The organism is Grimontia celer (genome assembly GCF_900055185.1).
Classification (GTDB): domain Bacteria; phylum Pseudomonadota; class Gammaproteobacteria; order Enterobacterales; family Vibrionaceae; genus Enterovibrio; species Enterovibrio celer.
The window spans coordinates 1,226,791-1,241,973 of record NZ_FIZX01000002.1; the positions used below are offsets into that span (position 1 = coordinate 1,226,791).

Sequence of the window (15,183 nt, forward strand, 5' to 3'; positions counted from 1 at the left end):
TTCAAAAATGAAGAATTTATAAAAAAAGCGGGAAACTATGTTCCCGCTTCTCAATTTTGCGCTATTGCCCTGCATTCATGGCACTTAACTTGTCACCGACCGGGCCGGAGAAGTTAAAGCCGTCATGCTTGTCCCAGTTGATTGACCAAGTCATGACACCACCAAAATTCGGGTAGTTGAAAGCAGGTTTCACTGTTCCACAAGCCGTACCTTTGGTCACACAATCCAGAGCATCCAGAATGTTCTGAGTAGGTGCTTGGCCAGAATTCGCTGAGCTTGGACCTGATGGCAAGCCGATAGCGACTTGATCATCGCGAAGTGGCGCAAACGTGGTGCCGTTTGCCAATTCAAAACCTTCAATCAGCATTTTTGATTGCGCCACCATCATGTCCACTGAACCTTCAGGTGCAGCGCCTGAAAGGTACGGATTAGGCAGGCCACCATTGTTGTAAAGCTGCACATGAAGAAGATCCAGCGTATCACGCAGCTCGTCAATCAATGGAATGTAAGCTCCCCAAATGCCGCTGTATGCCACCATACCACCATGAACATATGGGTGTTCAGGCGCCATGGTCAGATACATATCACCACCCATGTTCGCTTCGATTTGCTTCAAAGCACGTGGTAAACGAGCCTGAATTTGCGAACCGTGAACAAGGTTAGAGCCACTTTCCAGATCGATATCCAAACCATCGAAGCCCCACTCTTTCACGATAGCTGTGAGGCTAGAAACGAAGTTAGCTTCATCTGCATCGGTGTTCAGTGTGATAGTCCCTTCCGCGCCACCAAGTGACAGGACGAAAATTTTACCTTTCGCCTGTAACGCCGCCATATCTTGCTTGAACTTCATCGGATCGAGCGGAGGACAGGTGCTGCGAATGTCGCCGTTATACAGGTTGAAGTGAACCGTGCCGTCACTGTTGCGATCGTTCTCTGCGAAGGCGATATCAATGATATCCCACGCATCTGACATTTCACTCAGATTCAGTGGACAGCCAGCACCGTTAACGAAGTTGTGCCAGTAACCAATCAGCTGATGTTTTTTCGCTGGTTGCTCGAACACTTTCAGCGTGACTGCTGCGGTTGATGCAGTCAGGCCATTGCTGTCAGTCGCCAGAGCAGAAACGGCGTAACTGCCTACCGCCCCTGGCGTCCAGCTTGCGCTGTATGGAGCGGTTGAATCAGTGGCAACAATCGCCCCATCCACAACGAAATCAACCTTGGTTACAGTGCCGTTAAGCGCGCTTGCCTCGGCTTCCAACAAGACAACCTTGCCCAGACCGACAGAGCTGCCCGCGGCTGGAGAAGTCAAACTTGCCACCAATGGCTGATCACTAACGTTCACAAGAACACCAGCATTGCCTGTATTGCCTTCGTTGTCAGTAGCAACTGCGCTGATGCTCACTTCGCCTAAGCCTGTTACAGCCCAATCAATGGCATAAGGCGCGGAATTATCAACGGCAATGCTTTGACCTGCCACGAAGAACTCGACGCCAGTTACGCTGCCATCAGAATCTACTGCGTCGACTGCAATGGAGACCGTCTCTCCAGCCAGCAAGGTGGCATTATCCGACGGAGAAGTGAAAGTCACGGTAGGTACAATGGCGCAAATACCCAGCTCGGTCCAAGCATCTTGCCAATGAGCACCAGTATTAGGTTCATAAGCCCAAGCCGCATCCGATGAACACCACCCAGCGACATCACATTGGTATTTGTAGTTACCGTTTTGAACAATATCGCCAACCGCATAGCTGGTGCCGGCACTGTATGTTGGTACGCCAGCACAGCCACCACCCACGGCATTGCCTGCGACATTGACAGAGACCTCACCAGCCCAAGCTTGCAAGCCATCGTTGTCCGTTGCTTTGGCATTGAAACTGTGGTTGCCTTCCATAGCGAGCCAAGGAGTTTCAAACGGTGCTACGTCATCTGAACCGACAAGTTTGTTGTCAACATAGAATTCTACAAGCATGACTGCGCCATCGGAGTCTTCTGCGGTTGCTGTCAGAGCAACGGTTTCACCTGCTTTCAGCTGCGAGTTCACTGTCGGGTTAGTCAGCTGCGCGGTAGGTGGAATACCAAAGACAGGATCCTCTACCTTTATATTCGCGCTTTGCTCAGACATAGCGCCCTCATTGTCTGTCACCACCGCACGAACAGCAGCCTGCCCCTGCTCCGCCACCCAATCCAAAGAGAAAGGAGGCGTGGTGACAACACCAACACTGTTTGTGCCGACGAAGAATTCAACATCCGAGACCGAGCCATCAGAGTCTGAGGCAGTCGCAGAAAGAGTAATCACATCGCCAGTAACAAAGTTGGAGTTATTCAAAGGAGAAGTCAGGTCGATGACAGGTGGCTGATTACCGCCGGTAGAGCATTGACCAAGTGCTTCCCACTCTTGCCATGGGCCTGAGTTTTCAGCAGGGTTCTTGCCTGTCGTCCACCATTTGGCTTTGTAAGCTTCGCCAGTATGTGCCACCTGATCACCGCCGTTATATACAGCAGTATTTTCCCACGTTGGCAAGGAGGTACAGTCAACTGCCCAAGCTGGCAGTGCTGTTGCTACACTCAGCGCAATGGCCGAGAGCATCATTGGTTTGTGCATGATGAATTTCCTTATTCGATAATAAGTCACCACCATTTTCTGTCCCGCTCACGGGACTACCGCAAAAAGACTTCGTGGCGTGGTTTGGGATCTGTCGACTTTATTCTTATCGAGAATTATCCCATTTCCATCATGGGTGAATCAGCCAGCTAACTCCATGACAATACGGCTTTTTACGCTCACATTGGTGCCCATTGCACAAACACAGTCCGCAACTTTTTTATTTCATAAAGGAAGTTCCCAAGGCATCACTTTTTCTCCCTGAATCTCAAGGACTAAACTGATGAAACATATCTATTTGCATTAACAATTAACTAGAAGCAAATCATTATTGGCACGGAAGTAAAGAGGTGAAAATGCGCTATCTGCTGAGACTGTTTACGGTGACACTCACCTTTTTACTGTCATTACCCGTTTTGGCCACAAGTGAAGAAGAACGGTTGGTGTGGCGCTTTGGCCTAGAAGAAATTGATGGTTCCGTACAAGACATCTACGCGAAAGAGTTCAAACGGCGCATTGAAGAAAAATCAGCGGGACAAGTGACCGTAGACATTTATTCATATGGCACATTGGGGGAATCTGAAGATCTTACCGCGCTGACTTCACTGGGGACATTGCAAATGACTCATGCTTCCGTCGGTATCATTGGCAGCCTGGTACCTGAAATGCAGGTTTTCAATATCCCTTATATCTTCTCCCAACACGACAAACTCAACCAATCGGTTCTGACCAATAACGCCACGCTGTATGAAGTTGTCGGTAATGCGCTCATTGATCAAGAGTTACGCCTGATGACTTTCTATCTTGAGGGTGACATGGTGTGGTCAACCAATACAGAAATCGTCAAACCTGACGATTTTAAAGACTTCAGAATGCGAGTGATGAACTCGCCTTTGGTGATTGAATCATTTCGTGTTTATGGCGCGGATACCATCCCTCTACCCTACTCACAAGTTTACGGTGCATTGCAAGCCAACATTGTTGATGGTCAGAGTAATCCGGTTTTCTCCATCGAAGAGATGAAGTTTTACGAAGTGACTGAATACATGATTTGGTCCGGGAAACAGAAGTTCACCACATCAGTGATTGCCAATCAGGCCTGGTATTTGTCTCTATCTGCTGAACACAAAACGCTGCTTCGAGATACCTTTGAAGAAATGAGCGACTTCATCTTTGAAAAGCAGCAAGCGTTGAATAAAGCCCAACTCACCAAGATTAAGGAGTTTAAGCCAAGCATGACCTTCATCACTCTGACCCGCGCGCAACAAAATGCGTTCAGAAAGTTTTCGGTACCGATCAGGGAGAGATATATCGAGTTGGCAGGTCAGCCGGGAGAAAGGTTGTTAAAAGCGCTGGATGAAGCGTTTGGGAATAAAAAATAAGAGAGCGAATTACGCTCTCTTATTTTATGCGGGGAAATCAAACATCAGGTTAAGCAATTTCTCGATTCGCTCTCGCTTGAGGAACCTTGCTGATTGCCTGTCTCTGCAGCGCGTAATTTCGCACTTCAGATGCCGAAATCGCTTTGCTGTAATACCACCCCTGAATCACAACGTCTGATTCCCGGGAAACGATATCAAGCTGCTCTTTGGTCTCGACACCTTCCACAATGATGTTCATACCCAGTTGTTTTGCGATACCGGTCAGACTGTAGAACACCTGCTTGCCACGCTCGCTGTTAAGCGCCAGAACAAAGCTGCGGTCAATTTTCATCGCATCGATATCGAATCGGTTGAGGTAACTCAAGGAGCTATATCCCGTACCAAAGTCATCAATATGAACCGTTGAACCTGCCATGTGTAGCCGAGAAATGGCGTCTTCCACCAACGCTGGATTATCAATCAGTGATTCTTCGGTGATCTCAAAGTGAATCAAGCCTGGCACCTGTGCGATCAAAGCAAGGATATCTTCCATCGCCCCTTTGTTGGTCAGGGTATGACTGGTGATATTCACACTGATTGGCATGTAGAACTTCTGTTCCATCCATATCTTGCTCTGAGCCACTGACTGTCGAACCACCCACAAATCGATATCTGTCATCAGGTTTGCTTTCTCAAACACAGACAAGAACTTACCCGGCGCTTCAACATTCCCCATGCTGTCGCGAAGACGAATAAGGGCTTCTACCGCAGTGACCTGACCAGTGTGGCTCGAAATTTGTGGTTGATATTCCAAATAGAACTCGCGCGTTGCAAAGGCTTCCAACTGTAACTGTACCCCTTGAATCTCACGGACTTTGTGCAGCGATTCAGTCACAGGATCAACGGCCAGCACATAGGCTTCTTCTTCACGTCGGGTGAAAGTAGTGTCCAGTGAAGGAATGTACAAATCACGGGTCTTTGCGTGTGCATCCAACAAGCGAACAAACGGGGTGTAAATCAGCGTGCTGACTATCACCAACGCCACTTGCAAAATCACTGCATTGTAGTCACCACCCGTCGAAATAAAGGCATTGAGAATCAGTGGACTGGTGATGGGTGCCATCACCACCGGAATGGCAACAAGACCTGCAGAAAGCACTGTAAGGGCAATCCCCATGTTCACCAATGGTGCTATCACGAAAGGAATGAAGAGGCGCAAGTTGAAAATAATTGGCAGGCCGAACATCAATATTTCGTTGATGTTGAAAAAGCCTAGCGGGATGCTCGAAAGCGCAATCACCCGCATCACTTTGTCTTTAGAGAATGCCAGAATAGCCAATGCCAGACCGAGTGTTGCTCCAGAACCACCTATAAAAACAAACGACGATAGCGTAGAAATGTTCATGGCATTTGAAGGCATGGCACCCGCGCTGTAGAGAACGCGGTTAATATCAAGCACATCAATCAACGGCTGAACCAAAGGTGTCAATGCATAGTAGCCATGAATGCCGAGGAACCAGAGTAGAGAGTTCAGGGTCGAGAACAACGCGCCAACGGTATACGGTTCATTGACCGGATCGAACGCTTTCAGGAAAGCAGCAGAATCAAAGTAAAGACTGGTCAGGGTCAGCAGTTTGGTCATCACGACCACCACGCCTGTCGTTATCACACCAGGAATGATGAGATTCATTGAGTCTTTAACAAGCTTACCTGCTACTTCATTCTCAACAATACGTGCCCATCTTTGCTTCTTCAGTTTGGATAACAAAGGCACAGCGTAGATAGGAAGCGTTAGACCCACAAAGGTCAGTAAGATTGAGCTTGCTTGATATTCGTAACCCAATACCTTCTCGGCAACAGCCACATAAGAGATACAAAGCACCGCTATTGGAGGACGGGGCAATCGCCACTGAATCGCCAGCATCATACTGATGGATGCGGCAAAAAGGTAAGGATAAAGGGAGGTCAGTGACAATCTCAACAGATTGAGTTCATGTATAAAAATGGGTGCATCCACATTGAGGAACTCGAGCATGCTCGCCATGAACCCCAGGATGCTTGACACTATTAGACATGGGACTAGCCACAACATCCCATCGCGCATCGCGCGGAGCGATCGCGTCACCGCCTCAAACCGATACGGATTGAGCCAATGTAAGAAAGACTTGTTGTTTGATAATTGCTTCATTTAATTCACTGAATGAGGATCAATAAAATGCCATTGACCTTTATCGCGACAAAAAAATATCGGGGTCGCGATGAAAAATACTGAGCGAGTAAATATGCTATTTCCGCGATAATTTGCCGGGTATTGTAGTGTCTAGAAAACCTAAATCAACATCTCCCATAAATAAAATCGACTTTTACTAGCCATTAACATTCACAAAATGAATGCAATATCAGATTTCATCCGTCCAACCTCTCATTGCTAATCGTTTACATTGAAAATCTATTCATGTTGTCGGCACCAACCCTATGAAGCATAAGTACTAAAGACAGAAAACGAGATCTTGAGTCCAATAATAAAAAATTAAGTAACAACACTATCAATAGTGTTATTTGGCTCGATAATTTTTAAATCGTTAAATTTGTAACCTCCAGTAAACGTCAATTATTCAGTACAAATTTGTTATATCGTATTGAAAGAAATCTTTAATTTTGCCAAAAGGCAAACCATTTTTCGTATATAGTTTGTAAGCCATTATCCGTTTTTCAGTGAGCAGATATGCCCGAAAAATCAAAACTTAACTCCTGCTTAGTTATTCGAACGTTACTGCTTATCACCACGCTCGCTTTTTCGTTTCAACCCGTTCACGCAATGGGCAAGAAAAAGCCCCATTTCGTCGATACTCTGAAACTTCATGGATACATTGATAACTATGGCAACGTCAGATTAAATAATTCGCCCCTGACAGAGCTGCCTGAACCCTTTGAAGTGAAAGGTTTTCTAGACATAGAAGGGAGTCAGATAAAACGACTGCCAGATGGACTCACGGTTAATGGTTATGTAAATGCTGCCAACACCGTATTAACGAGGTTTCCGAAGATAGAAGTAGGCGGTTATATCAACCTGACTGGGTCGAAAGTTACGGTATTGCCCACAGGGCTTAAGGTGAACGGAGACTTGAGTTTGGTCGACACCCCAATCGCTGCGCTTCCAAGGCGACTAAACGTGAAAGGAAACCTTTATCTTGGAAACACCAAGGTAAAAACGCTGCCACCCGATTTGAGGGTTGATGGCAACTTGTATATCAGGGGAACACAGGTAGAAACAGTGCCGGAGACGGTTCGTGTAGGTGGGAGAATATACCGCTGAGTCAAAATTCTATTGAACTTACGCTCAAGCGGCACGTTTGATTTGGGACAATTGAACCGAATGCAGTTTGCGGCGCAGCGCCAAACCGTATCGATAGCGAACACGGCCACCAATTTTCACTTCGCCTTTATGACGAATTTCCACCCGAAGCTTTGGCATAGAGTTCACTTTCAACTCTCCAATGCCCTCTTCCAGCTTCCATTCTGAAATGAAACCCATTCCCCGCTCAGAAATATCCGTAATTTGAATACTCACCTTAGGGAAAATTTTGTGTGCCCAGTACAGGGTTCCTTTCACCCTAGACTGACACTTATATCTTTGCCAACGGCGTACTTCACCCATCGCCCTACTACTCCAAACTGGTCTAACCTGACTTATTTACTCGGATATAGTACGGACGAGGGCGAAAAAATTTCGTCTTATTTTAGAAACAACTTAAATTTAGCTTACGAGACATCTCATTATTGAGTCATTTCATAGAGTTCCAATGGCAGGCCATCTGGGTCCTGAAAGAAAGTGAAACGCGATTGAGTGTAAGGATCTGTGCGTACCGCTTCACAGTCGACTCCATGTTTTTGTAGATGAGCGATGACGAAATCAATATCCAGGGTTTGAAAAGCAAGATGACGGAGCCCTTGCGCTTCAGGAAATGAAGGGCGTGTTGGACTTCCCGGGAATGAGAACATTTCAAGCTGTCGGCCGTCAGGAAGTAACACATCTACTTTCCATGAATCCCGCTCTTCGCGATAGTGCTCTGCAATGATCTTGAACCCCAGAATATCGCGATAAAACCGCTTGGAAACCTCAATGTCACTGGCAATCAATGCGACGTGATGAATTCCTTGAATCACTATTTTTTACTCCAAATTTCTCGCCAACTATTGGCAAATATTACCAACCTGAACACTACGCTCTATACAAACCAAGCCTAACTCATTGAAATTAAATACTCATGAGTTGGCATCCGATTTGCTGTGTATTCACAACAAGCAACAATATGGATGTGATTATGACGCTATCTACAAAACGTAGGAATCAGTATAAAGCAGGTTTTTCGGTATTTATGTTTGGCTTTTCAGTCGGCGTTGCCCTTCTCGTCTCAGCTTTTTGAGCGTTGTTCTAACCATACTCCTTTCATCTCGGTAAATTCCAAGAAGGCTGACGTATCATGCGTCAGCCATTGGCTTTTCTCTCTCTAACAAGTCTGTCGACAAGATAACCAGACGGCGCTAAGGTTATGAAAACATGTCGCTTAGACGTTAGGAAGATAAATGCCGCACATCGATTTCAGGAAGAAAATCAGTCTCGCACGCCCAAGACCTTATGGCAGCAATCTTCAACGGGCACTTGAAAGTGACCGTGGGAGGATCATCAACTCTGCCCCAATTCGTCGCCTTCAACAAAAGACACAGGTTTTCCCACTGGAGCGAAATTCAGCAGTACGAAGCCGGCTCACCCATTCTATGGAAGTGCAGCAAGTCGGGCGTTTTATTGTTCATTCAATTTATGACCGCCTTTCTGAGAATGAAAAAGACGCTTACGGGCTTTCATCTCTTGAACGTGCGGTGGAATCATTGGTGGAAATCGCCTGCTTGATGCACGATATGGGTAACCCGCCATTCGGGCATTGTGGTGAAGATGCGATCAACCGATGGTTCACCAAGCACTTGAAAGAACTCGCTCCGATGCAACAATTGCTTCAGGAACTGTCTTCGGAGACAACAGACCCAATCATCCATGAGCTTTGTCATTTCGATGGCAACGCGCAAGCAATACGCCTGGTGCAATCACTTCACCGCTTTAATCTCACATACAGTCAGGCCGCTGCAGTATTGAAATATACTCGTCCAGCAACCGAGCGTGCTGACCAAGTACCCACTGATAAGAATTATCTCACCAAGAAAGTCGGCTATTACATTACAGAGAACAGCTATGTCAACTCGTTGATGGATGAGCTTGAGATGGCTAAATACTGTCGTCATCCACTCAGCTATATCATGGAAGCAGCAGATGATATTTCCTATTGTTTGGCAGATTTAGAAGATGCTGTTGAGAAACGTATTCTTTCTCTGGAAACCCTGACTGAACACCTCAAACGCACCTTTGCTGAACTGGAGCCCGATAACCGTCCAATCAAAGGCAAGCATTGCTTCGATCGTTTGCTCGATAACGTTTATCAAGATGCTCAAAACGATGAAATCAGCCCGACCCATAAGTTCTTCATAAAACTACGCGTTGAAATGGTCCATCCGCTGGTTAATCACGCGTCTGAGCAATTCACCAATAATCTGGAAGCGGTTTTCAATGGCGACTTAAACCGCGCCTTGATTGAAGACAACAGCCAATTCCACGCTTTGGCAAAAACCTTCAAACAAGTGGCGATCAATCATGTGTTTAACGATCCGGAAGTCGAGAATCTGGAACTTCAAGGCTACAAAATCATTGGTGGGTTGTTGGAAGAATACCGACCACTCCTCGACCTAGACACAGACACGTTCCAGAAAATCGTTCGCGGAGAAGGCCGTAAATTACCAGTGGAAAGAAGGCTGTTTAACAAACTTTCAAGAAAACATGTGGCTGCATATGAAATCGCTTTGAAGGAAGAGGCGCCAGTCACCAATCCAACGCTGTGGGAATTTTATTTGAGATGTCGTTTACTACAGGATTACATCAGCGGTATGACAGATCAGTTCGCGTTCGACGAGTACAAAACACTTTTGGTCAGCGACTAATATTAGTACACCCGAACAACCTGAAGATGGCGGATTTAGTGAGCTTGGGTATAACCGTACCCACGTAAGAACAGATCCACGCATGAATTTACATAATCACGACGTGTCGTTTCATCCTCGCCGGAATCGAACCCTAAAAGCGCCCAGTATACCGCCCGCCCATGCAGCATAAGCAAAAGCTGCATGGCTGCAGAGTCGGTGTTATCGCAAAGCGGCAAGTCACCCCGTTCAACCAAAAGACTCAAGTAGTTGCTGATACGGTTGATGTTCCGGATAGGCCCCTGCTCCAAGAAGATGCGGGCAATTTCTGGATGCGTGCCAGACTGGCGAATCGTGTTCTGAAATGTATTGCGTGCTTCCTCACCAAGCAGCATGGTTTGAAACAACCAACCAAATTCTCGAAGAACTATATGTGCAGCACGTGATTCGTGTTCCAGATCCAGATCCAAACCCGCAGAGATACATTTCTCAATGATGCAGGTTTCGAACAACTGATCTTTACTACTGAAGTGCGCGTAAACCGTTTGTTTACTGACATTTGCGTGCACTGCAATCGCATCCATAGAGATGCCATAGCCTTGCTTAGAAAACAACTCAACAGCCGCCGAAAGGATTTGTTGGCGTTTTTGCTCTTTTCTCTGCGAAACGTGCGTAGTCATCAGTGTTCCTTAACTGAAAATATGTACAAAAAAGCGTCTAATCAAACTGGACAGTCTAGTTTGGTTGCTTTATTTTTAATCTAATTGGACTGGACAGTCTAGTCCACTAAAAACTAATCGTAATGGAAGACGAGAAATTTGCCATGCAAAAGTGCATCCCTTCAATCGCTATCGCGGCGACCATCACTTTACTCACTGCCTGCAACTCGCAGACAGAAGAAGTGGCTGCACAGCCAGAACATAGCCTGCCCACAGTTAACGCCCTTACTGTCGAACTCGCACCGGGTTATTCCGTTGAACGCGAATATGTCGGCACCGTGCAAGCGGGTCAAAGCGCCAATCTCGGCTTTGAATTAGGGGGCAAAGTAAATAGTCTTTTGGTTGATGAAGGCGATACTGTCGCCAAAGGTCAGCCACTGATTAAACTCGATACGCAATTGCTAGACACAGAAGCGCAGCAACTGAAAGCACAGTTGGAACAGCTTGATGCCCAGTTAGATTTAACCCGGACTAACCTGCAGCGCCAACGCCAGTTAAAGAAAAAAGGCTTCAGTGCAGATGCAGAAATCGACTCTTTGATCAGTCAACGTGACGCATTGCTGGCCAATGTCCGCCAGCTACAAGCCTCACTGTCTTCGAATCAACTTCGTCAGGAAAAATCCACCATCTACGCGCCTTACAACGGCAAGATCAGTCAGCGCTTTGTTTCTCAAGGTGATGTCGTCAATGTCGGTGCTCCTACCCTGACGCTACTCGCTGATGATCTTAAAGAAGCACGTATCGGTGTGCCTATCAAATACCTTGAAGCACTCTCATCTAATCCGTCTGCCAATGTCCGCGTTGGTGAAAATGTCTATGAGGCAACTTTGCTCAACCCAGGAGCAGCACTCGACATGCGTTCCCGCACCGTCACCTTGCGTTATTTGCTTCCTGAAAATGCCAATGCGCTTGATGGACAGCTTGCCTATTTGGAATTCGCTTTTGAAACGCCCAAAGAAGGGTTCTGGATGCCACTATCAGGACTAACCGATGGATTGCGCGGAACATGGAATGTTTACGCTGTGGTGCCTGGTGAATCCGGAAATCAGCTTATATCACGTCGTTCGGTTCAAGTACTGCACGCCGACGAACAAAAAGCTTTTGTGTCCGGTGCCGTTCAAAATGGCGACAAAGTGCTGGTTGATGGCGTTCACCGAGTGGTATCCGGTCAGTCTGTGAATCTGGCTGCGGAGTAACTTAGTATGAGAAAGTTACTGAAAAACACCCGCTTGTTGGTGCTGTTTACCGTTTTGCTGTTGGTGTCCGGGCTTTCGGCACTCTCTACACTACCCCGTGCTGAAGACCCAGCCCTGACCAACCGCTGGGCAACCATCACCACGCCTTACCCGGGCGCCAGTGCTGAACGTGTTGAAGCCCTAGTAACAGAAGAGCTGGAGAATGAGCTTCGATCACTTGATGAGATCAAACTGATTGAATCCCAATCCCGTCCGGGAATTTCCGTCATTACCATAGAGCTTCATGACGAGCTGACAGAGACCGAGCCAGTTTGGTCAAAAGTTCGCGACAAGCTGGGGGACGCTTCACCAAGCCTTCCTTCTGGCGCACTAGACCCTGCCTTCGACAACGACCATTCCAACGCTTTCACCTATATCACCGCCCTGCAATGGAATGACGAAAGTCAGGTCGACCCACTAATACTTGGCCGATATGCCAAGGAACTCGCGAAACGTTGGCGAAACTTGGGTGGCACGGAGTTTGTTGAAACCCATGGTGCGCCAGACGAAGAAATACTGGTCACATTGGATATTGCGACTGCGAGTGTCTTGGGCCAATCCGCGCTTTCTATCTCAAACTCAATTTCTGCCGCAGACGCAAAAAACGCAGCGGGAGAGCTTCATAACGATCTCAACCGGTTCCAACTTGAAGTAGCCGGAGAACTGGATTCCGTTGACCGCGTAAAACGTGTGCCAGTGGCTATTGACGAAAATGGCTTCCTTGTACGGTTAGAAGACGTGGCGTCTGTTGAGCGGGCTCAGGCTATGCCACAAAGCCAAATCGCATTGATTGACGGCAAACCGGCAGTGCTAGTTTCTGCCCGTATGCAAGACACTATCCGAGTGGATAACTGGACGACATCTGCCGATGCACTGATTGAAGCGTTTCGTGCTGACCTGCCATCAAATATCAGCATTGAACCCATTTTCAAACAGGCAAGATATACGGAAACCCGCCTTTCAGAGTTGGTCGACAGCCTGCTACTCGGCTTCGGACTGGTACTGATCGTTCTGTTCGTCACACTCGGTTTCCGCTCTGCCATTCTGGTTGCCCTATCTCTGCCTATTGCTTCAGCATTTACCTTGGCTTTGATGAGTTTTACCGGTTTACCAATCAACCAGATGTCAGTGACGGGTCTAATCGTTTCGCTCGGTATCATGGTGGATAATGCCATTGTGATGGTGGATACCATCCAGCATTATCGCCAGCAAGGTGTTAAACGTTTGGAAGCGGCAGTCAATGCCATCAAACATTTGTGGCTTCCACTGCTGGGTTCAACCCTAACGACAATCCTTGCCTTTGCGCCAATATTCCTGATGCCGGGGCCTGCGGGCGAGTTCGTTGGAGCCATCGCAATCACAGTAAGCTTCTCGCTAATTGGCTCATATATCGTCTCTCATTTTCTGGTTTCAGGTTTTGCTGCACGCTGGTTACCATCAGGAGAAAGTCACCAGCGCTGGTATCAATCGGGTTTGACCATTCCATGGTTAAGTGGGGCTTTCCGCGCTTCTATCCGTGCTGCCATCCGGTTCCCATGGCTCGCCATTCCTATTGTGTTTATGGTGCCCTTCTCTGGATTCTGGGCTGCCGGGCAATTGACCGAACAGTTCTTTCCACCATCAGATCGGGACATGTTTGAGGTGCAGGTGTTCCTGTCGCCGCAGGCGAGTATTCACGCTACGTTGGAGACGACCCGTCACATTGAAGCGGTACTGGAAGAAACAGAGGGAGTTGAGCAAGTCGGCTGGGTGATTGGCGAGAACTTCCCTTCCTTCTATTACAACATGATGGGACGCCAACGTGGCGCACCTAACTTTGCACAGGCCATGGTCAAAGCCGAAGACTTCCGTGCGGCCAATGAAATGATTCCACTGCTGCAAGGGCAGCTTTCTGAGCAATTTCCTCATGCGCAAATCCTGGTGAGAAAACTGGAGCAAGGTCCTCCGTTTAACGCACCGCTGGAAGTGCGCGTTTATGGTCCTAATCTCGATCGCTTGCGCGATATCAGCGAAGGCATTCGCCTGTTGATGGCGTCAACACCGGATGTCATCAATACCCGCGAAACGCTGCAGCCAGGCACACCGAAAATAGCCGTCAAGGTTAATGAAGAAGCCAGTCAGCTAACTGGCATGTCACTCAGTGATATCGCCATGCTGCTCAATGCCTCTATGTCGGGTATTGTTCAGGGAAGCGTAGTGGAAGAAACAGAATCGGTTCCGGTTAGAGTACGAGTGTCTGATGATTCGCGAACCAGTATTAACGAGCTGAACAAGCTGAGACTGCCACTGGCAGGAAGTGAAGGTCAGGCTGATCTTCCTATCTCAGCCATTGCAGACCTACAAATCGAGCCTAGCCGAGGAGCCATTCCGCATCGAGATGGAGAGCGTGTCAACGTGATTGAAGGCTACATCACAGCTGGCGTACTCCCACAAACCGCGCTGAATGCTTTTAATGCCAAATTGGAACAAGCAGACTTACGTTTACCACCAGGTTATCGCATCGAGTTTGGTGGTGAGTCTGCTGAGCGTAATGATTCAGTGAACCAACTTCTCGCTAACTTGACCATCGTTATCACCCTACTGATCGCGGTCGTCGTGGTTTCATTCAACTCATTCCGTTTAAGCGCCATCATCTTTCTTGTCGGCATCCAAGCCGCCGGTTTAGGTCTGCTCTCTGTTTGGGTGTTTGGCTATCCTTTCGGCTTTACCGTGATCATCGGTCTTCTGGGTTTGGTGGGTCTAGCTATCAACGCCTCGATTGTCATTCTGGCGGAGCTTAAATCCAGCCCTGAAGCTAAAGCGGGAGACAAAGAGGCCATTGTTGAAGCGGTTAGCAGTTGTGGCCGACATATTACTTCAACGACCATTACGACGATTGGCGGCTTCCTGCCATTGATTCTGGCGGGTGGTGGATTCTGGCCTCCGTTTGCGATTGCCATTGCTGGCGGTACCCTACTAACCACACTGCTGTCTTTCTACTTCGTGCCCGCAGCATTCAGGGTTGCTGTTGCGTTTAGTCCTTTGGATAAGCCAAATTCTTTGGAAGCGGCAGAAGCATAAGTCCAATAACAGGCATAAAAAAACAGCCACCTTTCGGTGGCTGTTTTTCTTCAATGGTTAAATCGTATCCGCAAAAGCTAAAACGCAGAAAGAACAGGGCTAGCCATCAAGCCCATCAGCAGCAAAATTGGAAACATGATCTTAATGATGAACGGAATCCGCATTATCACATTCCT

10 protein-coding genes are annotated in these 15,183 nt (G+C 47.5%); 5 read left to right on the top strand and 5 right to left on the bottom strand.

Annotated features, from left to right (window positions below; all coding sequences use genetic code 11):
• Window positions 1-61: 61 nt before the first annotated feature.
• Window positions 62-2,605 (bottom strand): Ig-like domain-containing protein, encoded by a 2,544-nt coding sequence (locus GCE9029_RS15845; RefSeq protein WP_062664637.1) that lies wholly within the window; start codon window positions 2,603-2,605, stop codon window positions 62-64.
• A 356-nt stretch (window positions 2,606-2,961) separates the two neighbouring features.
• Between GCE9029_RS15845 and dctP the strand changes: the two genes are divergently transcribed.
• Entirely contained in the window at window positions 2,962-3,987 is a 1,026-nt protein-coding gene (dctP, locus tag GCE9029_RS15850; protein ID WP_157487818.1) for a TRAP transporter substrate-binding protein DctP, read from the top strand.
• A 49-nt stretch (window positions 3,988-4,036) separates the two neighbouring features.
• Here the strand turns inward: dctP and GCE9029_RS15855 are convergent, their stop codons facing one another.
• A complete protein-coding gene (locus tag GCE9029_RS15855) occupies window positions 4,037-6,154 on the bottom strand; it encodes an EAL domain-containing protein (RefSeq protein ID WP_062664639.1) in 2,118 nt (705 codons plus the stop codon).
• 630 nt (window positions 6,155-6,784) lie between these two features.
• Between GCE9029_RS15855 and GCE9029_RS15860 the strand changes: the two genes are divergently transcribed.
• Window positions 6,785-7,282, top strand: a complete 498-nt coding sequence (locus GCE9029_RS15860; protein WP_082804390.1) for a leucine-rich repeat domain-containing protein — start codon at window positions 6,785-6,787, stop codon at window positions 7,280-7,282.
• Window positions 7,283-7,306: 24 nt separating this feature from the next.
• On the opposite strand, the gene GCE9029_RS15865 is transcribed toward GCE9029_RS15860, so the two are convergent.
• Together GCE9029_RS15865 and gloA2 are read right to left on the bottom strand one after the other, a co-directional pair.
• A complete protein-coding gene (locus GCE9029_RS15865) occupies window positions 7,307-7,537 on the bottom strand; it encodes a hypothetical protein (protein WP_231870120.1) in 231 nt (76 codons plus the stop codon).
• A gap of 206 nt (window positions 7,538-7,743) precedes the next feature.
• Window positions 7,744-8,133: an SMU1112c/YaeR family gloxylase I-like metalloprotein gene (gloA2, locus tag GCE9029_RS15870; RefSeq protein WP_157487819.1), complete on the bottom strand. Its 390-nt coding sequence runs from the start codon at window positions 8,131-8,133 to the stop codon at window positions 7,744-7,746.
• Window positions 8,134-8,553: 420 nt separating this feature from the next.
• Here gloA2 and dgt point away from each other — a divergent pair, with 420 nt between their 5' ends.
• Entirely contained in the window at window positions 8,554-10,014 is a 1,461-nt protein-coding gene (dgt, locus tag GCE9029_RS15875) for a dGTPase (protein WP_062664643.1), read from the top strand.
• Between the two features lie 35 nt (window positions 10,015-10,049).
• Here the strand turns inward: dgt and GCE9029_RS15880 are convergent, their stop codons facing one another.
• Window positions 10,050-10,673, bottom strand: coding sequence for a TetR/AcrR family transcriptional regulator (locus GCE9029_RS15880; RefSeq protein WP_062664644.1), 624 nt, complete (start codon window positions 10,671-10,673; stop codon window positions 10,050-10,052).
• A gap of 143 nt (window positions 10,674-10,816) precedes the next feature.
• Here GCE9029_RS15880 and GCE9029_RS15885 point away from each other — a divergent pair, with 143 nt between their 5' ends.
• A complete protein-coding gene (locus GCE9029_RS15885) occupies window positions 10,817-11,908 on the top strand; it encodes an efflux RND transporter periplasmic adaptor subunit (protein ID WP_062665717.1) in 1,092 nt (363 codons plus the stop codon).
• Window positions 11,909-11,914: 6 nt separating this feature from the next.
• On the top strand, window positions 11,915-15,007 hold the full coding sequence (locus tag GCE9029_RS15890; RefSeq protein WP_062664646.1) for an efflux RND transporter permease subunit: 3,093 nt from the start codon (window positions 11,915-11,917) through the stop codon (window positions 15,005-15,007).
• The last annotated feature ends 176 nt before the right edge of the window (window positions 15,008-15,183 follow it).

Bases quoted from the DNA above. Each gene is read 5' to 3' on its own strand.
- GCE9029_RS15845 (WP_062664637.1), bottom strand. From the start codon at position 2,605: ATGCACAAACCAATGATGCTCTCGGCCATTGCGCTGAGTGTAGCAACA.
- dctP (WP_157487818.1), top strand. From the start codon at position 2,962: ATGCGCTATCTGCTGAGACTGTTTACGGTGACACTCACCTTTTTACTG.
- GCE9029_RS15855 (WP_062664639.1), bottom strand. From the start codon at position 6,154: ATGAAGCAATTATCAAACAACAAGTCTTTCTTACATTGGCTCAATCCG.
- GCE9029_RS15860 (WP_082804390.1), top strand. From the start codon at position 6,785: ATGGGCAAGAAAAAGCCCCATTTCGTCGATACTCTGAAACTTCATGGA.
- dgt (WP_062664643.1), top strand. From the start codon at position 8,554: ATGCCGCACATCGATTTCAGGAAGAAAATCAGTCTCGCACGCCCAAGA.
- GCE9029_RS15880 (WP_062664644.1), bottom strand. From the start codon at position 10,673: ATGACTACGCACGTTTCGCAGAGAAAAGAGCAAAAACGCCAACAAATC.
- GCE9029_RS15885 (WP_062665717.1), top strand. From the start codon at position 10,817: ATGCAAAAGTGCATCCCTTCAATCGCTATCGCGGCGACCATCACTTTA.
- GCE9029_RS15890 (WP_062664646.1), top strand. From the start codon at position 11,915: ATGAGAAAGTTACTGAAAAACACCCGCTTGTTGGTGCTGTTTACCGTT.